The following is a 20,867-nucleotide window of genomic DNA, read 5'->3' as shown; positions in this document are numbered from 1 at the left end:
TCGTGAAGACTAAGAAATGGAAGGGAAGTGAATGCTTTGGTAACCAGCAACGTCAGCTGATCAAACGATTTCTGCATGAGAAGGCAACAAACGCTGAACCTTCTCTTCGAGCACGGTCGGATCAAATGGAGTGATCAAGTAATCCTGAGCCCCGGCCAAGTAAGCTCGCCGGACCATTTCCAGACTGGGGTCAAGCGAGAACACGAGTGCGGGGACTTGGTCGGCTTTGAATTCCAAACGCAATTCGGTCAGCCATTCCAACCCGTCGCCTTCGGGCAACTTGGTATCCAGGATCAATAAATCGATCGGCTCGTGACGCAGGCGATCCAATGCCTCCGCACCGCTGCTGACAACTTCCAATCGGTACCCCAACAACTCCAAACGGAAAGTTGCGAGTTCGGCCAAGACCAACTCGGGCTCGACCATCAGAAGTTTGGCTTGATTGGTTTCAAACATGGATTCACGCAAGGATTGCGATACAAAAGGACAGCTACCGTCTGAAAGGTAGGTCACCAATTGCACGATGTTGAAAAAACACCTCATCCAGCGTGTGAATGCCGCTTCCACGCATCAGCAGTCAATAAACATCGGTGTGATCACCGGCGCAATCGTCAGCACCGTTGCAACCGGATGTGTTGACGGCAGACAGCTCGACATTGCATCGAAGCGAACACATCGATGGAAACGTACGCGTCTCGATCGTGCTGATGAACAATCAAGCCGAGCGTGGCGGCGATAGAAGCGTTCCGCGTTGGGAACCCAAGCTCGATCGACGGGCCTCGTAGAACTGAGGCTTCAGAAATCGAAGCGGTGCCGGAGACGGAAGCAGAACGCACAGAGATCGCGCGTCATCGCGGTGCGTTCAAGATCGAATGAAAGAAGCGGCACGTACCGTCGACGTGATTCGACGGACGGTTCTATTTGCCAACTTCATTTGCGAGCGGACGAGTCGATCAAAGAGAGGATGCAGCAAAGACGATCAGTCTTCCCACTCTTCTTCCTCTTCATCGAGGTCGTCTTCTTCATCTTCGTCGTCCCAATCTTCGTCGGCTTCATCGTCGTCGACTTCTTCCCAGTCGTCGGTGCCGTCGAGATCGTCGTCGTCATCATCGGAGTCGTCCGAGTCTTCATCATCCTCGTCTTCGTCCTCGTCGTCTTCATCCTCATCATCGTCGTCGTCACTGTCCTCGTCGTCGTCATCCCAGTCGTCGTCGTCGAAGTCATCGTCTTCTTCGTCGTCGAGCTCGTAGCCGTTCTCGTACAGATCGTCTTCTTCGTCTTCGATCACGGCCGAAGGATCGTTCGACGATGCAGCATCCGCATCGGATGCGGGTGCATCCAAAACGGCCACGGCACCGGACTGATCGGCGTCGAGGGAAACGGTGAATTCAGTGGCGAGAGTTTCGATCGCGGCGACACTCACGTCAGACTCCTTGGTGGGGTGCAAATGCTCGGTTTCTGAAGGATTCGTATCCGAAGTTTCAGCGTCCGAAGATTCACGGCGAGGATGGGATTCAAGTTGAGAGTGATCTCTCGATTTCAATTCGTCGGCAGTCAACTCGTCGGCAATGTTTTCAACTTCGCCGTCGGCAGATTGAGAAACATCATCGCAGGATGCGTGCCAGTCAATCGGCGGAAGCGACTTTATCGATGCCAATCCGCAGATTTTTAAAAAACGTTTGGTGGTCCCGTAAAGGTAGGGCCGCCCAAGCTCTTCACTGCGACCGCTGATCCGGACCAAATCCAGCTGCATCAACTGTCGCAGAATTTCACCGCACGCGACACCACGCACGGCTTCTACATCCGCTCGCGTGACGTCTTGGCGGTAGGCCACTACCGCGAGCGTTTCCATCATCGGCCAACTCAACCGGATCGCTGGAGCCAAAAAACCAAGTCGGCGCAGCCATGGTGCCACGACCGACCGAGTCATCATCCGTTGGCCACCAGCGACCTGTTCGATTCGGATCCCACGTCCTAAACGCTCGTAGAGTTCGTTCAGTTCCCCCACCAACGTCCGCGCGGAGGTTGCATCTTCCACATCCGCCAATGCCGCCAAACGCCGGTAATTCAGCGGTGATTTCGCGATCAGCAGCACCGCTTCGATCCTCGCTCGGGCGGCGGCACGGTCTTCGGGATCAAAGGATTCCCCTGCGTCCGAACTGGACGATTCGCGACCGTCGACGAGATTATCCGTTTGGGAAAGATCGATCTCAGCCGTTGCCATGTCATCCGAACCTGCCACCCGCTTCGGGTTGTCATGGTTGGATTGTGGGCCCGTTGAGAGCGAATTGGCCGCCATCAGGCGTTTTCGGGCAGCCGAGGAACGCTGCTCGGACGTCAGTTGCCCCTGCGTCGGAGCGGACCAAGATGCCGCCATCGGGGTCGGTCGCATTGTGTTGGCAATCGTCCGACCGCTCGCCCAAGGTGTGGCGTACCCATTCATCTTTGTTACGCTTGGAAAAAAGGGGCTTCGGGACGAACGATAACGAGTCGCGAACCTACCAAACCGTTTGTTTGACGTCTGCCGGGATATTTCAACGATGTCAGCGACCTCCGCCACGCCATCCTCAGGCTCCACCGCCGCCCAATCGCCCCAGTCCAAACGGCCGCGAAAGCGTCTGGCGACCGGCTACCGAATCCTGCTGATTTCGCTTTCTTCGTTGATTGTCGCCGGACTGCTGTTCGTCGCGATCCAGATGTTTGGCTACGTGGAAGGAACCGAGTTCGCCCCCAAACACTTCCAAACCCGCCGATTTTCGTTTTACGAAATCCCGCTGGTCCATTGGCAGATCACGCCGATCCGCCGAGTCAGCACGACCCCTGAGACGGCTCGATACCTCACCCAATCGAAGACCTTGGTCATGCCCAACAGCATCCCAACTCGGTGGGATCTGGTTGAAATCAAGCACGGCATGCAGTCACTTGAGCCGCGAGATCCTGCGTTGCTGGTCGATCATCTTCGTTTGATGGAAGACGGAACCGCGGTTTGGAAGCAGTGGAGCAAGAAAAATCCCAAGCTCGCCAAACAGTTCTGGCCCACAATCGACAAATTGGCCGATCGCGAGCTGTACATCCTGATCCCGCGATTGATGGAATTGACGCGTGATGTCGAGGATGTGGCCACCTTGAAAACCGTCGTGTCGGATTACTTGGCGGAAGAATACGTCAGCCTGATCCGTGACATGCGAGACGCCCAGCGGGATGAATTGGCCGACGCTTTGCTCGCAGAAGCCCTTGAAGAATCGCCCGACAATCCCGAACTGCAATCCTTGAAGAAAGATCGCCAAACAGCCGATCCTGTTGGACAAACATGATCTATCTCGACAACAACGCGACGACCGCCATCGATCCCGCGGTCGCTCGTGTTTTGGCAGAGGCTTTTTCGCAAACGCCCGCCAACGCGTCCAGCCAACATCGTCTCGGCCAGCAAACTCGATCCCGTCTGGAAGCCGCCACGGATCTGATCGGCCGTTGCCTGGGAAGTGACCTGTCACGCGTCCATGCGCCACGTCTGCTGATCACCAGCGGTGGCACCGAATCAAACAACCTGGCGATTTCGGGTCTGGGTGAGCCCGACGGTGCGATCGTAATCAGCCGAATCGAACACCCCAGCGTCGTCGCCGCCGCTGCCGCCGAAGAGCAAACCGGTCGCCAAGTGGGCTGGGTCGACGTTGATGTCGACGGAGTGATCCAGTTGGAATCCCTGCGGAGCACGCTGGATCGCTTGACCGAATCGGGCAATTCCCCAGAAAGGGTCTCGGTCGTTTCGATCATGTCCGCCAACAACGAAACCGGCGTGATCCAGCCAATCCGAGCCGCTGCGGACATCTGCCGCGAATTTCGCGTGCCGCTGCACGTCGATGCGACTCAGTCGATTGGAAAGGTGCCGGTCGATCTGACCGCCTGGGGAGTCTCGGCTGCGACGATCACGCCACACAAGCTGCACGGGCCCACGGGAGTCGGATTCCTTTGGTTGGATGCCGGTGTGGACGTTCGAGCGGCTCTGCGTGGCGGCGAGCAGCAATTGGGTACGCGTCCGGGCACGGAACCGGTCGCCCTCGTCATCGCCGCCGCCGAAGCCATTCGTCTCGCATGTGAGCAACAACCTGGCGCTGCCGAGCACATGACGGCCCTGCGGGACAAACTGGAATCGGAGCTGGTACGTCGACACCCAAGTTTGGTGATCCATGGCGAGCGGGCCCCACGTTTGCCATCGACGACCTGTTTATCGCTGCCGGGTGCCGATCGGCAAAGCCTGCTGATGTCGCTCGATATGGCCGGCGTGGCCTGCAGCAGCGGATCGGCGTGCAGCAGCGGAAGCAGCCCGCCCAGCCACGTTCTGCTGGCGATGGGAGCGTCCAAATCACTGGTCGATTCAGCATTGAGATTCAGCGTTTCGCGGTTTTCCACGGAAGCCGAAATTGATCGGGCGATTGAGCTGATTTCTCGCCAATTTTCGAAGGCAGAAGGCTTTTCAACTGTGGATAACTCGGTTGAAAAAGGATAGCGGTGAACGACTGTTCCATTTAAAGTGGAACGGGGTGATCAGATTCGGCCGGACGCACGGCATCGGATCAGCTCCTGTTTGACTGCCTCACGCGTCGTCCAATCGTGTTCCACTCGTTCACTGCCATTTGCTGTGGTCGCTTCGCCTCCCAACGTCAACTCCTTCGCGCTCGAACGTCCGTCGCTTCGTCGACGTCGTCGCGATAGCGAAGTCGTTCGGCCGATCATCCCGCTGTTTTATTGCGGCGATGAAAATCGGTTGGCGGGCTACGTTTGCGAAAACCCGATCGAGACCTTGTTGGAAATTTCCCGGCCGATGTTGCTGGTCGGCCAACCGGGCACGGGCAAAACCGCTCTGGCGTTGCACCTCTCCAAACGGATGAGCATCAGCAACGTTTGGGAAGCGATGGAAATGGACAAAGACACCGCGCAAGGTGGACCATCCGGTGTGACCTCTCGAGTCCTGTCCAGCCGCGTCCTCTACCAACCGGCCATCGACTTTGCTCGCGAATTTGCTTCTTCGATTGACTCGAAGGACATGCCGCGCTTTCGTGAAAAGCTGGACACGGTTCCGATCCTGGTCCTGGATGACTTGCATCTGATCGCGGACAAAGGCCCCGCTCAGGAAGAATTGGCTCAACGTTTGGAAGCCCGCGATGCAGAGGGTCGTTTAACGATCGTCACCTGTCGACGATTGCCGTCAGAAGTTCGCGGGCTGCGGCCGGCTTTGGTCAGCCGTACGCTTCCCGGTTTGACGGTGACGCTGCATCCGCCCGCCGGCGATACACGACGCACGATCCTTCGCGAATTGATGTTGGCTCATTTGCCCGATGTTGAACCAGAGGCACTGTCATTGCTCGATGCGGGTTTGCCAGCGGAATCGACCGTTCGCGCTTTTGAATCGGCGATCAAGCAAGTCGCGTTGTGGTGCCGGATGCACGAACAACCCATCTGCGCCGATGCGGTCCAATCAGCAATTGAAACCGCCGGCGGTTCGCAATCGATTTCAATCAAAGCGATCACCACCGCCGTGGCTCGGCAATTGGGTGTGAAGTCCGCTGACATGCGCAGCGGCTCACGTCGTCAGAACATCGTCCGGGCCCGTTCACTGGCAATGTGGCTGGCCCGCCGACTGACCGAAGACAGCCTGACTCAGATCGGCGATGCCTTTGGCGGCCGAGATCACTCAACGGTCTTGCATGCGATTCGCAAGATTGACGGGTCACTCGACGACGATGTTTTGCTGCGACGTTCCGCCGATCAGATCATGGAAAAGCTTTCCAACTGATTGAGCCGCTGGACCTGACTGAAAGCCCGTACGATGGACTTCCAAGTCCGTCGGTACAAACAGCTTTCGACGGACTTGGAAGTCCGTCGTACCCCAGGCCTAACGATGAATCGGCCAGATCGATTCGGCGGTGATGCGGAACGTCTGCTCCGACAACGGGTGTGATTGGCGGCGAGAGTCTTCCGCGACCGTACGAGCCAACTGCTCTCGCAAATCGGCGGGAAGCTGAGCCGACCAAGCGATCAAGAAATCTCGATTGGGCACGCCCACGATGGCGGCAGGCTCCACGTCCGGATCATCCGACTCATCGCTCAATTCCTGAATCAAACGCTCGCGAATTTGCGGCAACAAGACTCGTGCGGCGTCGTAGCCATCGCCGGACTGGATCGCGATGAACTTTGGCGGTCCTTCGACAACGCCCATTGGGCAATCCAGTGAATCGGCCAACAGGTTCTCTTTTGCGACCTCGATCAGGTCCACCACCGATTGGCCCCAACGTTCGGCATCCTCGGGGCGAATGTAGGCATAACCGTGAGGTGAATCGACCACGACGCAGCTGGTGACGTCGCTGGCAAAGGGGAACGTGATCGCTTTGCGCAGCGCCTCGATGTCACTGCGGCAAAGCTGCACACGCAGACGAGGCCTGGCCTCTTCCCACGTCTCGGGCAAGACCTTGTCGGCCGTCCGGACCATTTCCAGCATTCGCTCGAACGTGACGCGAACGGTTTCGTCCAATTCTTCGTCGGTGAACCCCGCCTGCTGATGTTGAGCCAACAAATTGGAAAGCCCAAACTGCAACTCGCCACAGGTGAGCACACCAAGTTCCTCCCCCGCCCGAAACCCTTCGGTGGGAAAGTGACGTTTCAATATTTCTAGCACGCGTTGACTGAACGATTCCAAATCCATCGTCAGCCTCAGCGTTGGTAGATCGGGAGGAATCCGCGATCGATCTGCAGCATGATCAGGTTGCACGCGGTCACATAGACCGGATGAATTTGTCCCTCCCACGATCCGTCCGGTTTTTGTTCCGCCGCGATTCGATCGTACAACCGATCGCGGAATGGCAACCACAACTCGTCGCCTTGCCGATAAACGACTTGGCTGTAGTACAGATACGTGTAGTGCCAGTGGCCAAAGGCGCGAGCCCCGTTGTTGATGTCGTGCAGCGTTTCTTTGCTGTACTTCAGCATGTCCGGCACATGTTCGCTGTCATAGTCACCCGCGTTGTACAAAGCCGCCAATGCCGCCGCGGTGATTGCGGGACGACTGCTGCCGGTTTGCCGACTGCTGTAACTGATGCCGCCATCGGGATTCTTGCAGCGATAAATGTATTCCTTCGCCTTGTCGATCACTTCGCCACTGACCGGAATCCCGGCGTTGCGACATCCACGCAAACCTTGGACTTGCGTGATCGTTGTGCTGCCTTCATCAAAATCGTTGCCTTCTTTGGCTGAGACGTACCCCCAACCTCCAGCCTCAGTTTGGGCATTGCCGCTGAACTCAACCGCTTTGGCCAATACATCAACCAATTCTTCCCGGCGATCGAGCAACCCTTCCTCACCCAGAACCTGAGACAGGAACAGCATCGAAAAGCCGTGCCCGTAGGTGTATCGCGAATCGGTTTGGGGATCGCCGATCAAGCCGTTGCTTCGCGACTTGCTGATCAAGAAATCCGATGCTCGTGCAATTTGACGAGCGTAGGGGCCTTGGGTGGTCGTGCTGCCGCTGCCGATCAGGGCCGTGCCTGACAAAGCCGCCATGGCCGTCGGGTAGACGGTGGTATTCCACTGACCACGGGACGACTGCTTGCTGCTGAGCCATTCCAAGCCACGCTGGATGGCCTCTTCCCACTTCGCTCGGCCAGCGGCGTGTGCCGGGCGTACGGAGCCGGCTCCGGCGGCAATCGCGGCGCCTCCAGCCAGACCGGCTCGCAGAAATCGGCGTCGATCAATCATGTTGGACATCAATGTCTTACCCGTGTGGTTCGTGTGTATGTTCCCATTGTGCCCCATCGTCGACCGGGAGTCACGCCGGATTCGCGTGCGGCGTGGAACTCGCGTGACACCCGTGGGGACAGTTGGAACCCCGCCGGTGGGAAACTCTCCCGAACCTTTTTCTCGAATCATGTCAAGGTTTTCCGGTTCTTCCGCCGATAACGATTCTGTCACCGATTTCAGGCAGACGGGCTCTCGTTGCGTGAGCCGTTCGGTCCGAAAACCTTACGCGTTGGGGCGTACAACGATGGAAAACAAGATGAACACGCAGTGGATTACACGCGGAACGATCGGCGCATTGGCTTTCGCGGCCCTGTTGGCGACCAATACCGGATGCCAGGTTTCGCTGAACGGCCAAACCCTTCCGAGCCCACACTATTTGCAGGATGATGTGCAGTACTTCCCGGCTGGTCCGGAGTTCAAACTGTCCCGCGAAGCTGCCGCATTGCAAGCGGCTCGTGCGGAAGAAAAACGAAACCAACGCTAAGCAGGCTCGCCCATGGCTCCCAATCGCACGTCGCATCAAGAAAAGATCATCCGGAACTACTATCAGAACCGGGATGCCATTGGATTGCAGAAAGCTCAAGAAGCCGTCACGGAGCTTTACTTGAGCGAGGGAAAGAAACGGGCGACCGTCTGGAAGCGTTTGTGCAGCCACCTGGAAAAGGTCGGTGTCCCCGAAGCTCGCATCGAAGAATTGCGTGAATCGGACGATCCCGCTGCCGTGGCCGCACTGCTAGAGAAAATCGCCAAGTAGCGTTGCCGCTGGCCGACCTCGATTGGTCCGCGCATCTTGCCCGAATTCGAATCGCCCAACACCAGCGTTTGGGCTGAGGATCACCGCCAGGGGCCGAAGGTCGCCGCCAGCCGACTCAAGCGGCGTAGGTCGATTTTCCGAATTGGTTCTCAATCGCCATGAATCGCTCGCGCCAACGCAGTCGAGCGAACCAGTTCGGGCGAGTCAGGTTGGGGTCATCCGCGGGCACTCGATGCGTCTTTCCGCGAGTCGTTCGCATGGTCAATGTGCCATCGGCATGGACCTCGTCGACCATCCAAAATTTCTGGACCACGTAATTGTAGGTCTCGCCCTTCAAGTTGGGCTTCACACTCGACGCTCGCGGCCCCGGAACCTTGCTCCGCTTGCTCTTGCGATAGATCGCCCAATCACCGGGTTTCCACTCACCTGACTTCCAGGCGTTCTCAGTTGCGGACGCAACATCGCCGGCATGGATCAAAACCGAACCATCCACCGCAGAAGCATTCCGATCCTGGGTCGTCGGCGAGTGCAAAAATCCTCGGCGCAGTGATCGCAAGTTCGCAAAGAGTTTCTCGGTCATGATGGGATTCCATCGCTGCAAAGGTGTTCGGATACGAGAGACAACGGGGACCTGCACCCGATCGCTGTCTTGAGAATCGCCGAGATTGGCCCGTGCATTTTCCGCAAACGACGCGCCAAACATGCATCAACCAAAGGTCAATAGTTTAGTCACGATAGGCAAAAACACCGTGCTATCGGCACCGATTACGAAGAAGTTCTCAAGAAGTTTCCCAGCGAATTGCTAGCAAACGAGCCAATACCAGGAGCCCAAACGCGGTCGCCATCAGCACAGTCAACTGCGGCTGCAGTGCACTCGGCGGCAACTCACGCCAAAACACTTTGTCATAACCATCCAGTGCCCAGGCATTGAAGGTCCACAGCCCGGCCTCCCGCAGCCCTTCGCTCATCACGTACCTCGGTACCATCGATCCGCCCAGCGCACTCATCGTCAACACAGCAACAACGGACAAACCATTCAGCTGACCACGAGTTTTGCACAACGTCGCGAGAAACAATCCAAACGAGGCCGCCGCGGCGGACGTTACCAACGTCATCATCACGAAACCGTCCAGGTTGCCGAGCAAATCCAAACCGAAGACCAGTTGAGCCCACACGAACATCACCGTGACTTGCACACATCCGAGCAGAGTCAGATAGAACCACTTGCCGAGCAACAAATGATCCATCGTCATTTGAGTTGACAGCAATCGTTCCAACGTTTGGTTCTCACGTTCCTCCAGCAACACGCCACCACCGCTGGTCGCGCCAAACAACAGAAACATCACCGCGATCCCCGCCGCATAAACGCTTATCACCGGGTTGGTTTTATCCTCGCCCATCACGTTGACGACCTTCACTTCCGGCGGCGTCATCAACGACTCCGCTGCCGAACGATCCGCTATCGCCGCAACTTCGTCGCCGCGAATGGATTCACTGGGTACGGACTCGATCGTGTCGCTTGAAAGCGGTTGTTCGAAATCGGCCTGTTTCACACCGGCTGCATCATTTTCGCTCGCGGTGGTTGGCATCGCACCAGCAGATCCCGGACCGCCGCGCGCGACGCTGGCCTGCATCTGCTCTGTTTTTGCCATCAACATCGCTCGCATCACCAACGCCGAAACCACTTGGCTGGCGACTTGATCGGATGCATCATTGAGCAGTTCCGCGGACAACTCTTCGCCGTCTTCGCTCAGCACGATTGCAATTGTTGCGGATCCGCGGCGAACCAAGTCTTCTCCCGCCGCCCGATCCAAGGCAGGGTATTCGTCGCTGTCCTGAACCAACCGCAGGCCTTCGCTCTCACGAAGAGTCGAAATCACTTCGTCACACTGGAGCGAAGTCAACGATGTGGAGCCTGAACCGGCTTCTTCAGAAGCCGAGACATCACGGACCAACGCCACCTTCACCCGCGGTGTCCCGCCCACTCCGCGAGAGAAAATCAACGCAAAGATGCTGAAGAACGCGATCGGAACCACAAACGTCAGCAACCACTCGATGCGGTTGTGACGCAAGCGACGCAAGTGAATTTCGATGACTTTCCAGACCATGTTCAGTCCCGCAGTGCATGGCCGGTCAAATGAAGAAACACGTGGTGTAGAGTCGGTGACTGGACCTCGACGTCCTGCACGCCATAGCCCGCCTGACTGAGAGCATCGATCAATCGAGGCAATCCCATCGCGACCTCCACCATCTTCGTTGTCACAACACGTTCGCCTGGCCGAGCGGTCACGTTCAACCCTGTTACCGCCAAAGGTTCGTTCCCATGTCCACGCAGTGGTTGATCCAGACGAACGGTCACCTCACGATCGCCACCAATCGTTTGCCGAACCAGTTCTTCAAACGTGCCCGTCGCAACGACCTTGCCGTGGTCGACAATCACAATCCGATCACACTGGCTTTCGGCCTCGTCCAAGTGGTGCGTCGTCAACAAAACCGATGTTCCTTCCGAATTTAATTCCGCCAACATCGCAAAGATCCGCTGTCGACTTTGAGGATCGACCCCCACGGTGGGCTCGTCCAGCAACAGCACCTCGGGTTCATGCAAAACGCCGCACGCCAAATTGACCCTGCGTTTCATGCCACCTGAAAACGTTCCGACCAAATCGTTGGCTCGATCGGCCAGCCCGGTCCACTGCAATCCCCACTGAATCTTGTCTCGCAACACCCGTCCGCGCAGCCCGTGAAACCGACCGAACGCGGCCAAGTTTTCCGTCGTGGTCAGGTCTTCATACAAAGCGATCTCTTGCGGCACCAATCCCAACGAATCGCGAACAAACGCGGCATCGATTGGTTCGCCGAGCATAGTGATGCTGCCCGAATCCGGCTTGGCTCTTCCCGATAGACAACGAATCATCGTCGTCTTCCCGGCACCGTTTGGCCCCAGATACGCCAATCGTTCGCCACGTCGAAGCTGGAACGACACCCCGCTGAGCGCGGCGTGATCCTTGCCACCGCGACGATACGACTTCATCAATCGATCGACCGAGATGGCCGCGGTATCAGCAGCTGCCATGGGTTGCGGCGGGGCGGGAGCGGACAAAGTTCCTGTTTCCCTGCGGAGGAAGAACGGCAAATCGCGAAACCGAATACAGCATCGCCGATTCATCCTAGCCAATTCGATCAACGCCCCGAAACGCCAAACTGGCTCCTCCAGCCGCTCCCCGCAGCAGCAAAGGCAGTGCTGTTCACGAGTGCCGTGCTCGCGAGGTCGTAATCACCCTCCCGAACGCAAAGGCCGTGCAGTTTTCTAATACCGCATTTCGGCAATTTTCCACATGGCGCACCTCTCCCGAAACGAAGTTTGGGGAGAGGTCGAGCGACGCCGTTCAGGCGTACGCGAGGGTGAGGGCCGGGCATGGGAAGTGGCGCGTGTTACTCTCCCCAGAAAATTCGTTTGGGGAGAGGTTCTGGTTGCAGAAAGTTACTCGAACGTGTCACCGAAAAAACGGCACGACCTCAGCCCAGCCAGAAAGCACGCCAACCCCTAAACCCCAGCTCCCGAGGGCAAATCGTGATCCGATGATTCCGCCGAATCAGCAGCTCACGCGAAGCGACCTTCGAATCACTTGCCGTGTTTGTCGTACAAAGGCAAATGTCGGTAATAGACTTCCAAGCAATAGATCGACAAGCACGTCACATACAGACGTCCTGCCCGGCGGCCCCATTCATCGGCCTGAGGCGACCAACTGCCCGACTCGGCACCGCGTTTGAGTTGCAATCGAGGCAGCTCGACTCGCATCACGCCATTCCATTTTTGCCAGGGTTCCCCGCCGTAGTGGTGCATCGCCTGAGTTGCGTAGTACCAGTAATAAACATTGGGGTTGTTGGGATCCAACATTCCGCCATGGACCAAGTCGTTGATGCCTTGCGTCAACGCTTCTTCGTCTTGCGGCCACCCCAGGTACTGCCGGCACAACAACCCTTCCGCCGTCATCGCATAGCTGGCCGGACGATTGGGTTGGTAGCTGTACGAAGAACCGTCGTACATCTGAACCGTGTCCAAGTACGTGTTGGCCATTCGCAGTGTCGAAGCGGGAACTTCCAAACCAGCCGATTCGGCGCTCGTCAGAGCCATGACATACCATCCCGTCACCGACAAATCGGAATCCAGTCGAGGCCGATAACGCCAACCGCCCGCTGCCGACTGTGCGTTCACGCAGTAGTCAACGGCCGCTTGTGCCGGACCGCGAAGAGCCGAGTCATCAGTCATCGCAAAGAGTTCACACAACGCAATTGTCGCTTGAGCATGCCCGTAGGCTTGTTGGTCATCTCCTCGAACATTGGTCGCCAAAAATCCATCGCGGCGTTGGCCTTTGAGCAACGTTCGAAGTCCACGTTCGACGTTCTTGGCGTAGGGTCCTACAAGATGCGTGTTGCCATCACCCTGGAACGCCAGCATCGCCATCGCGGTGGCGGCACATCGATTTTCAGAGAACGGTGCGGCATCGGAGTAGGGCCCTGCCATGCTCCATGATCCTGATCGTTCCTGATTTTTCGCGAGCCACTGCAAACCACGTTCGACCGCGTTCAACGTCTCTTGAGTGCCACCATAAGCGGCGATCAGTGCACTTTTCATCGCTCCCGAGCGACCGCCAAACATTGGCTTGACCGCATCACTCGCTGGGCCGACACCGGATTCGACCTGGACCATCTCCAAAGTTTTCAACGTCTCCGATGGCAACTCGATGGTGTCCATCAACGACTGAATGTCAGTGTCGACAACCATCTCACTGTCTAAGTCGCTGGTCGAATCCACGATCGAATCCGAGCTTTGGATGTTCACATTCTCCAGCTCAAAGTTTTCCGACTCGGTGGCTTCGCCGAACTCCAGCACCATACTGCCGATGCCCTCGCCAACGGGCGTGGTCAACAATGCCAGCACCAACAACACGACCAAGTGAAACACCATGCTCACCAACCAAGCGGGCACCGAACGTTTGACCGGAGCCAACTCGTCCTCTTGATCGGATTCCGTTTCATCCTTTGGCTCAGCACGAACCTCCGTCCGCCATCGTGATTTGGGCGGCGTTGATGGCGACACTTCGACGGCAACGAACTCTGCGTTTTCGGTCTGATTCGCTGCGGCGATCTTTGCACCACGAGCCGGCTGCTTCGGCTTCCGCGATCTTGCTGGCTGGGGCGCGTCTGGAACCGAAGCGTTGGTCGCTCCATCTCCGTTGGTCAAACTTGGTGGTTGGGCCGTCGCTGCCTTTGGACTGGGCGGCTGGACCGGAGGCAACGTTGCTCGAGGTGGAGCCGGTGGCGGTTGAGGGACCGGATCCCGCCCCGAGTCCTTCGCCACGTTCGTGTCCGGTGGTGGCGGAGCGATGGGAGGCGGCGGAACAGGTGGGCCCGAGGAATGGGCTGGGCCAGAAGAGAACGTCCCCGAGGAATCCATGGCATCCGACGAATCGGCAGCGGTCGTATTGGGGGGAAGATTCATACTCGAAAAGACTTGGCGGAGCCGGCGCACAACGTACTAGTCTAGGCCAACATAGCGAATCTCTGGCCAAAAAACGAAAATCTCCGCAACAATGCGAACAGCCGCTTGACGAATCACAATCCGTGGTCGATAGTTCTTCCATCGTTGCGACGCCGCCACGAAGTGATTTTTTCGCGAATTTTCGCTGCAGAAATCGAACCTTGGCGGACGATTCAACGTCTCACATACCGCGGGATGGAGCAGCCCGGTAGCTCGCGAGGCTCATAACCTCGAGGTCGTCGGTTCAAATCCGGCTCCCGCAACTTCAATCTGGCATGTCGGTTTAATCCGACCGCCGGGTTATCGAATCAGCCGACGTTGGTCTTCGTGACTGACGCCGGCTTTTTTCGTGCTTTACCGCAGACGGGGCAAGGACTTACGTCATCGGTCCGTCGGCAGAGATCTCTCCAAGTGTCTCTGGGAAAGTACTATCGGGCCGCCGGCGAAACAGTCTCTGGGGCGATCTCGGCCAAAGGTCTCTGTTGTCTCTGTACTATTTGACCTCCAGGTTATGAAGTCCCGGAGTGCTATCCGGAGAAAGTGGTCAACGTTCCTAGAATCGCCCTAGCCGCAGACGTCCGATACAAAACCATTTTCCTCGAGTCCAAAAATCTCAACTCACCTTCGAGACATCCGATATGCAAGTCAAAGACGCCATCTTCAACCGCCGAGCGATCAAGCACTTCGACGCTGAACACAAAATGACGGCCGCCGAGGAAAAAGAGCTGCTCGAAACCACGATTCAGGCTCCGACCAGCTTCAACATCCAGCACTGGCGGTTCGTCATCCTGCGTGATCCCGAGCTCCGAGCGAAAATCCGAAAAGACTTTGGCAACGACCAACCCCAGATGACGGACGCCTCGCTGCTGGTTCTGTTCACCGCCGACATGAAGGCATGGCAGAAAGAGCCGTCGCGATACTTTGCGAATGCACCGAAGGAAGTTGCCGAAATGTTGGTCAACTGGATGGGACCATTCCACGAAGGCCGCGAGTGGCTCCAACGCGACGAAGCCCAACGGTCGATTGGCTTGACGATGCAAACCATGATGTTGGCCGCCCAAGGCATGGGCTACCAATCCTGCCCGATGATCGGCTTCGACATCGAAGAGGTCGCCAAACTGATCAACCTCCCCGACGACCACGTCATGGGACCAATGGTCGCCATCGGCAAAGGCACCAAAGAAGCTTGGCCGAAGCCTGGGCAACTGACGCTCGATGAAGTCACCGTCGACAATGGGTTTTAGCGGGTTCAAATCGTGACCTAAGCTTCATCGACCTGCGGTCGTCGCCGCGGTAGATATGCGCCGAACGTCACATCTTGAATCCAGCATGCGTAAATTCCGTAACATTGTTCTAATCCTCACAGGCGTCACGGCTGCCGTGTCGCTCTGTTGCCCGATGCTGGTCGTGTTTGGCTTCTTGGCACTCATTGTTCCAGGATTGGTGCTTCTCACGGCTCCCACCGTGTTTGTCTATCTTGCGACCACGCTCGGTATTCATCGGATGTTACCAGCCAAAATCGGTTGGGCCGCGTTTCCAATCGCGATCTTTCTTGCACTCGGACTGGGCTGGTTGGTCATGCAACCAAGTCGCTGGTCAGCAATATCCGAGTTCCACGCGGAAGTCTCACCCGACGTTCTTCCTGGTGAACCAATCATCTTGAGCGGAAACGTGTACGTCGAGAACGGCGAACTCCATCGTTCGCCCGAATGTGATTACCTATGCACGATGCTTTTAGATATACCGGGGGTGGAAAGTGTCACCATCGAACGCACCGGCCTGACTGGCCGCAAACGCGATCCTTCCGTCGCGGCGTTCGCTTTGGTCCGCACTGATGCAGATGCGGAACCAGGAGTATTCCCGTCGAACCCTGGTCAATTGATTCGCAAACATCCAGGGCTCATGCGACAAGTGAACGGGAATGAGTTGCTGAAGGTTGAGAAATCGCTCGAAGCCGATTGGGCGTTGCGCCTTGCCGGTGGGGAGCGAATTGTTGAGGTAAAGCCAACACCCAACGACGAAGCAGATTGGATCGTGCGTTTGGTTTCAACCCACAGCAAAGAAAGTCCACGAATCGAACGAGTCGAGATCGCCCGCGCCGGCAATGACGTTCAATTTCGCAGGAGTGAAGTTCGACACTTCGTTCCTGGCAACCTCTTCTACTTCGGCTTTGATGTTCAAACGGGTATTGGAACGATCTCTAACGCATCGTTTGGTATCGGCGGAAGTGATTGGAAGTCGTCGGACCAGCGAATCAATTTGGAACCGACGTTGTTGGAAGCCCTCGAGGTGCCACTTCTCACCGAGCTTGATGACACCCGCGAACGCTTGCGCCGGGAAGTCCAACGTGCGATCGACGATCCCGACGCGAGTCCGGCGAGGCTGGAATTAGCGAGACGCTGGCTCTCGCTCTTTTTCTTCGACGCGGCCCAGGGCGATTATCCATTGATCGCCCGCGTTGTCGGTGACCAGCGAGTGAAAGACATCGCCGGTCCGATCGAGAGCGTCTTTTCCAAGGGCAAAACGCCAATCGAACTCAGCACCGCCTACGCACGACGGATTGCGTTCGATGATGCGACCGAAAAAGAACGATCGCTGTTGGCGAGTGACTTATCGTTGATGCCACCGGGCACGTTCGCCAAACCCGATCCAGCTCACCTAGCTATTTGGACAAGGCCCGAACTCTACGAACAGGCCGGGCTGTTTCTTTCAAGGCTTGCTGACCTCGATGCCGGGCGTGCAATGCCCCTTTTGAGCGACGCGCTCGATCACGTTGCGACCAAAGAGACCTGGAGCCAACGACGCGCGATGGTGGAAGGGATTCGAGACGCTTACGCGTTACTCGGGCCAGCCGCAAAACAGGATGCCGCGAAGATCAGCACTCTGATTTTGCAGCGTCCGTCACCGATCACGTCCGGTTTCAATGATGTGCAAGCGTGGCGACTAACTTTGGCACGGATGGGAGCTTCCGTCGATGACTTGCCGTTCTTTCCCAATTCAAGCCAGCAGCAGATCACCCGAACCAAGACTCAAATCCGCGATCGGCTGCAACGCATTCAAGCCGAGATCTAACCGCCATCGCTCTGACAAACCACTCGCCATGTCCCTCGAACCATTGAATCTTCCCGCGACCGATCCTTTCGATCGCCATGCCAAAGAAAATCCATTCGTCGCCTCCGTCGTATCGAGCGGATGGGTGTTGTTTCGCACGCACGCGCCACTGTTGCTGCTATTCGGAATTCCGTTAGCCGCCATTCAAACAGATGCCGTGTGGTTCAACTTTCCACTCGGAAAGGGAGGTACCATTCCAGGACCATGGGAACGAAGTGTAATGAGCTACATTTTGCTCGCGTTGTTCGGAATGTCTCTGGCTGAGGCATTACTCAGCGCAGTCAGGCTGGCCGTCGACCCCACCGCAATCGTGATCACTGATGAAGGCGTTCAAGGCTACCACGCATGGCTTCGTCGCTCATTCAAGTGGTGTGATGTTTCGCACGTACGCCAGTCAGGAAATCGTCTTTTGATCCATAAGCGAGCGACGTCCAAGCTGCTCCGAGAATGGAATCGCCACTCGCGACCAGGCGGACGCTACCACTGGTCGAAGCTTCTTGTCGTCGAACTTAACTGCGTCGATCAAAGTGCCGATTCCATCTTCTCCGAGATCAATCGCCATTGGAGAAGTTCGTAATGCTCAACGTCGTTCAGCCACCGGGACGGCAAGCCTAGCCATCGCACAGTCAGACACTCGAACGAGCGAAGAAGCGACCGTTTGTATGCAGACGCCTTCTCCAGTGAACGTTCACACTTCAGTTTGAAACTGAATCGTCATTGACGCGGCGACGTTCCATCAATGCCAGCGGCGACAGTATCGCGGCAACGGGGACACCGAAGGCAGCGCCGTAGAGGCCGCCTTGGAAAAACCACTGCAAGCTTCCTGGCGGAAGGATCTCTGCGGTCGAAATCGCGAAGAAGCACGCGACGATCGCTCCGATTCCGCTGGCGACGATCGAAATTGGCTGGCCAAGCTTCTTACGCAACAGCAATGCAAACATGGTCGATGTGATCAAGCCGATCGCGATTCCGCTCACGCCTCTAGCCGGTGGCCATGACATCAGCCCGACCAATAGCATGGCCAACAATCCAATGGTTGTCGCCAACATTGTCCCCGATGCGATTTGAACTGCTGTTTTCATTGTGCTCTTTATCATCCTCCAAAAGAGCCCGCCGGTGGCGGGTTCCAGCAGCAGTTCTAGCAGCGATTCATCGTCCAGCAGTTCTTCTTCGTCGCCTTCGTCATCCTCGTCTTCGGGAAGTTCATCAAGTAGCAGTGGCTCGTCGAGTAGTTCGAGCATGAGCGGTTCGAGCTCATCGAGCATGTCGTCCAGTTCCAGCAGTTCTCTGTCATCTTCCAGTAGCAGCTCATCCGGTTCTAGTTCCTCAAGTAGCGGATCGTCTTCCTCGTCGTCCGGCAGCCCATCGTCCTCATCAAGCAGTGGTTCGTCATCGAGCAGCAGTTCCGGCAGTTCGTCGTCTTCATCGAAGTCATCTTCGAGCAGCGATTCATCCTCAAACTCGTCGTCATCCGACAGTAGCGATTCTTCTCATAGTTCGTCCGCGTCCAGCAGCAGCGATTCAAGCGACAGTTCAACGTCTTCATCAAGCAGCGTCAGCAGTAGTCAATCGAGCGATTCCTCGGACAGCAGCGATTCAAGCACATCGACAAGTCTGCCGAGCGTAAGCAGTTCATCCAGCTCCGACGGTTCCTCGTCTTCATCGAGCGGTTCATCAGACAGTTCGTCGAATTCTCAATCAAGCGATTCATCCAACAGCGATTCGAGTGACTCGAGCGATTCGACCAGTCTGCCAAGTATCAGTGGTTCATCAAGCTCCGACGGGTCGTCCGCATCGAGTGATTCGTCAGACAGCTCGTCAAACTCACAATCGAGCGATTCATCGAACAGCGAATCCAGTGACTCTAGCGATTCGATCAGTCTGCCCAGCATCAGCGGATCATCAAGCTCCGCAGGATCGTCGTCCGCATCGAGTGATTCGTCAAACAGTTCGTCCAATTCCCAGTCCAGCGACTCATCCACAAGCGAATCGAATGATTCCAGCGCGTCGGTCAGTCTGCCAAGCGTGTCTGGGTCCAGTTCATCGGCGAGTGATTCGTCGTCGAGTGAATCGCAATCAAGCGATTCCGGTTCGTCGAGCGATTCGTCCACCTCGCAATCAAGCGAATCCGCCAGCACGCCATCCGTCAGCAGTTCGCAATCGTCCACATCCGAGAGTGCATCATCAACCAGCGAATCATCGAATTCAGAATCGAGCCAGTCAGAATCGAGCACATCCGAAAGTCGATCACGAAGCGAGTCAGACTCAGAGAGCTTGCCTTCGTACAGTTGGAATTCGTCGACAAGCAGCGATAGCGATTCTGAGTCGAGTGATTCCGAATCGGAATCCCAGTCGCAATCCGATTCAACATCGCAGTCGGTCAGCGATTCAGGTAGCGATTCCCAAAGCGAATCAAGCATCGACCGAAGTTCGGACTCGCAAAGCTACTCAGCGAGTGCTTCGGCATCGTACTCGGACAGTGCCTCCGCCAGTGGGAGCCAAAGTGGTTCTGCATCGGGAAGCGGATCCAATTCAGGCAGTGACTCAGGATCAGGCAGCGTAAGTGCATCCGAATCAGATAGCGGAAGCGGATCGGACTCCGATTCGCGATCAACGAGCACATCGGATTCTGAAAGTGATTCGCGGAGCGATGACTCCACCAGCGCGCCAACGTCATCAAGTGGTTCGGGTTCCGATTCAGCATCGCTGTCCACGAGCAGATCAGGATCGGAAGGCTCCGACAGCGATCGGCCAAGTGCGAGCGACGATCCGAGTGTCGGTGATTCATCTGGAAGCGACAGCAACCAACCTTCCGAAAGCAACGACTCAACTTCCGACTCAGACCCACCCAGCGATGGTTCCGACCGTCCGAGCGAGAGTGCATCCGATAGCAGCGACGGTTCCGACCGTCCGAGCGAAAGCGATTCAACCGAGGAACCTTCCGAAGACAGCAGCGGATCGAGCGAGCCTTGCAACAGCACATGGATTTGGTCGTGCGGTTGGGAATTGGTGAGCAGCGATTGTGAAGACCCTGGCGACCCACCCAGTTCGTCCGGTTCGTTCGATGGAGCAGTAGCGGGGATGACAGCATGATGCATTGCCCACATCTAACGCCCGACAACCAATGCGAAGTGGCATGCCAACTCGCCGGCTGTCGGGTGCAAACCACGCCGACCGCCTGTAACGCGTGCCAGAACAACGACAACCCGTGCGCGATCAACGTCGTCACGATCGGCATGGCATTGGTCAACAAGAAGCGACGCAAACAAGACGTCACCGAGTTAGAAGCACTGCTTCGCAACTACATGCCGGACGAAGACCCGATGCCGGCGACGCTGAAGATGAGCAGCTACCGGCCCGGCCCCGGCAACGAACTCAAAAAGATGATCGCTTGGTTTGCCAAGCCGAGCGAAACGTGCAACTGCGAAACCCGTGTCGACACGATGAACGACTGGGGTGCAGAAGGTTGCCGCCGAAACATTGACACGATCGTCGATTGGTTACTCGAAGAAGCCCACGCAAGAGGACTCCCGCATGGAAGGTTTACAGCAACAGTCGCCCGCAGTCTCGTCAACACTGCCATCCGCAAGTACGAGCGAAAGTTCCCCGAAGGGGCACCCGAACCAGACCAAGACGATCCGGAGGACGAATTCGATCGTTGAACGCTGC

At 56.8% G+C, this 20,867-nt stretch carries 19 protein-coding genes, 1 tRNA gene and 1 pseudogene; 9 read left to right on the top strand and 12 right to left on the bottom strand.

The window, feature by feature from the left end; genetic code table 11:
• Positions 1–60: 60 nt before the first annotated feature.
• Together RB_RS24155 and scpB are read right to left on the bottom strand one after the other, a co-directional pair.
• On the bottom strand, positions 61–456 hold the full coding sequence (locus RB_RS24155) for a response regulator (protein ID WP_164922443.1): 396 nt from the start codon (positions 454–456) through the stop codon (positions 61–63).
• Between the two features lie 523 nt (positions 457–979).
• Positions 980–2,443 carry an SMC-Scp complex subunit ScpB gene (gene scpB, locus RB_RS24145; protein WP_164922442.1) on the bottom strand — a complete coding sequence of 488 codons (1,464 nt, stop codon included), beginning with the start codon at positions 2,441–2,443 and terminating at the stop codon, positions 980–982.
• Between the two features lie 97 nt (positions 2,444–2,540).
• Between scpB and RB_RS24140 the strand changes: the two genes are divergently transcribed.
• The 3 genes from RB_RS24140 (at position 2,541) to RB_RS24130 (ending at position 5,794) form a co-directional block, all read left to right on the top strand.
• A complete protein-coding gene (locus tag RB_RS24140; RefSeq protein ID WP_164922441.1) occupies positions 2,541–3,314 on the top strand; it encodes a hypothetical protein in 774 nt (257 codons plus the stop codon).
• Positions 3,311–4,507 carry a cysteine desulfurase family protein gene (locus tag RB_RS24135; RefSeq protein WP_011123330.1) on the top strand — a complete coding sequence of 399 codons (1,197 nt, stop codon included), beginning with the start codon at positions 3,311–3,313 and terminating at the stop codon, positions 4,505–4,507. The genes RB_RS24140 and RB_RS24135 overlap by 4 nt, the downstream gene beginning before the upstream one ends.
• 78 nt (positions 4,508–4,585) lie before the next feature.
• Entirely contained in the window at positions 4,586–5,794 is a 1,209-nt protein-coding gene (locus RB_RS24130) for a helix-turn-helix domain-containing protein (protein ID WP_231845944.1), read from the top strand.
• 99 nt (positions 5,795–5,893) lie between these two features.
• On the opposite strand, the gene RB_RS24125 is transcribed toward RB_RS24130, so the two are convergent.
• Both RB_RS24125 and RB_RS24120 read right to left on the bottom strand, forming a co-directional pair.
• Entirely contained in the window at positions 5,894–6,700 is an 807-nt protein-coding gene (locus RB_RS24125; protein WP_011123328.1) for a hypothetical protein, read from the bottom strand.
• 8 nt (positions 6,701–6,708) lie between these two features.
• Positions 6,709–7,962, bottom strand: coding sequence for a prenyltransferase/squalene oxidase repeat-containing protein (locus RB_RS24120; protein ID WP_164922440.1), 1,254 nt, complete (start codon positions 7,960–7,962; stop codon positions 6,709–6,711).
• A gap of 73 nt (positions 7,963–8,035) precedes the next feature.
• Here RB_RS24120 and RB_RS24115 point away from each other — a divergent pair, with 73 nt between their 5' ends.
• Together RB_RS24115 and RB_RS24110 are read left to right on the top strand one after the other, a co-directional pair.
• Positions 8,036–8,275, top strand: coding sequence for a hypothetical protein (locus tag RB_RS24115; RefSeq protein ID WP_007325592.1), 240 nt, complete (start codon positions 8,036–8,038; stop codon positions 8,273–8,275).
• 12 nt (positions 8,276–8,287) lie between these two features.
• Positions 8,288–8,545: a hypothetical protein gene (locus RB_RS24110; RefSeq protein WP_007333356.1), complete on the top strand. Its 258-nt coding sequence runs from the start codon at positions 8,288–8,290 to the stop codon at positions 8,543–8,545.
• Between the two features lie 115 nt (positions 8,546–8,660).
• On the opposite strand, the gene RB_RS24105 is transcribed toward RB_RS24110, so the two are convergent.
• From RB_RS24105 to RB_RS24085, 5 genes and pseudogenes are all read right to left on the bottom strand, one after another.
• Positions 8,661–9,125, bottom strand: coding sequence for a hypothetical protein (locus tag RB_RS24105; RefSeq protein WP_231845941.1), 465 nt, complete (start codon positions 9,123–9,125; stop codon positions 8,661–8,663).
• Between the two features lie 199 nt (positions 9,126–9,324).
• A complete protein-coding gene (locus RB_RS24100; protein ID WP_011123325.1) occupies positions 9,325–10,653 on the bottom strand; it encodes an ABC transporter permease in 1,329 nt (442 codons plus the stop codon).
• A gap of 2 nt (positions 10,654–10,655) precedes the next feature.
• Positions 10,656–11,183 carry an AAA family ATPase gene (locus RB_RS28750; RefSeq protein WP_423816349.1) on the bottom strand — a complete coding sequence of 176 codons (528 nt, stop codon included), beginning with the start codon at positions 11,181–11,183 and terminating at the stop codon, positions 10,656–10,658.
• Positions 11,172–11,516 (bottom strand): annotated as a pseudogene (locus RB_RS28745) (ATP-binding cassette domain-containing protein); the annotation flags it as partial. The pseudogene RB_RS28745 and the gene RB_RS28750, both read right to left, overlap by 12 nt.
• A gap of 651 nt (positions 11,517–12,167) precedes the next feature.
• Entirely contained in the window at positions 12,168–14,048 is a 1,881-nt protein-coding gene (locus RB_RS24085) for a prenyltransferase/squalene oxidase repeat-containing protein (RefSeq protein ID WP_231845940.1), read from the bottom strand.
• Positions 14,049–14,276: 228 nt separating this feature from the next.
• Between RB_RS24085 and RB_RS24080 the strand changes: the two genes are divergently transcribed.
• From RB_RS24080 to RB_RS24070, 3 genes are all read left to right on the top strand, one after another.
• A tRNA-Met gene (locus RB_RS24080) sits at positions 14,277–14,350 on the top strand.
• A gap of 375 nt (positions 14,351–14,725) precedes the next feature.
• Positions 14,726–15,331, top strand: a complete 606-nt coding sequence (locus tag RB_RS24075) for a nitroreductase family protein (RefSeq protein WP_011123320.1) — start codon at positions 14,726–14,728, stop codon at positions 15,329–15,331.
• A gap of 85 nt (positions 15,332–15,416) precedes the next feature.
• On the top strand, positions 15,417–17,159 hold the full coding sequence (locus RB_RS24070) for a hypothetical protein (RefSeq protein ID WP_231845939.1): 1,743 nt from the start codon (positions 15,417–15,419) through the stop codon (positions 17,157–17,159).
• A gap of 734 nt (positions 17,160–17,893) precedes the next feature.
• Here the strand turns inward: RB_RS24070 and RB_RS24065 are convergent.
• From RB_RS24065 to RB_RS28395, 3 genes are all read right to left on the bottom strand, one after another.
• Positions 17,894–18,439, bottom strand: coding sequence for a hypothetical protein (locus tag RB_RS24065; RefSeq protein WP_231845938.1), 546 nt, complete (start codon positions 18,437–18,439; stop codon positions 17,894–17,896).
• Positions 18,440–18,892: 453 nt separating this feature from the next.
• Complete coding sequence (locus RB_RS28400) at positions 18,893–19,618, bottom strand: hypothetical protein (RefSeq protein ID WP_011123316.1); 726 nt, start codon at positions 19,616–19,618, stop codon at positions 18,893–18,895.
• A 24-nt stretch (positions 19,619–19,642) separates the two neighbouring features.
• The gene (locus RB_RS28395) at positions 19,643–20,296 is read right to left on the bottom strand and encodes a hypothetical protein (RefSeq protein ID WP_164922439.1); all 654 of its coding nucleotides are present in this window, start codon (positions 20,294–20,296) and stop codon (positions 19,643–19,645) included.
• On the opposite strand from RB_RS28395, the gene RB_RS24050 reads away from it, so the two are divergent.
• The gene (locus RB_RS24050) at positions 20,288–20,860 is read left to right on the top strand and encodes a hypothetical protein (protein ID WP_011123313.1); all 573 of its coding nucleotides are present in this window, start codon (positions 20,288–20,290) and stop codon (positions 20,858–20,860) included. The genes RB_RS28395 and RB_RS24050 overlap by 9 nt on opposite strands.
• Positions 20,861–20,867 lie beyond the last annotated feature (7 nt).

This window comes from Rhodopirellula baltica SH 1, from assembly GCF_000196115.1.
Classification (GTDB): domain Bacteria; phylum Planctomycetota; class Planctomycetia; order Pirellulales; family Pirellulaceae; genus Rhodopirellula; species Rhodopirellula baltica.
The sequence above is the reverse complement of the archived record's forward strand: the minus strand, read 5'-3'. Positions and strand labels throughout refer to the sequence as shown.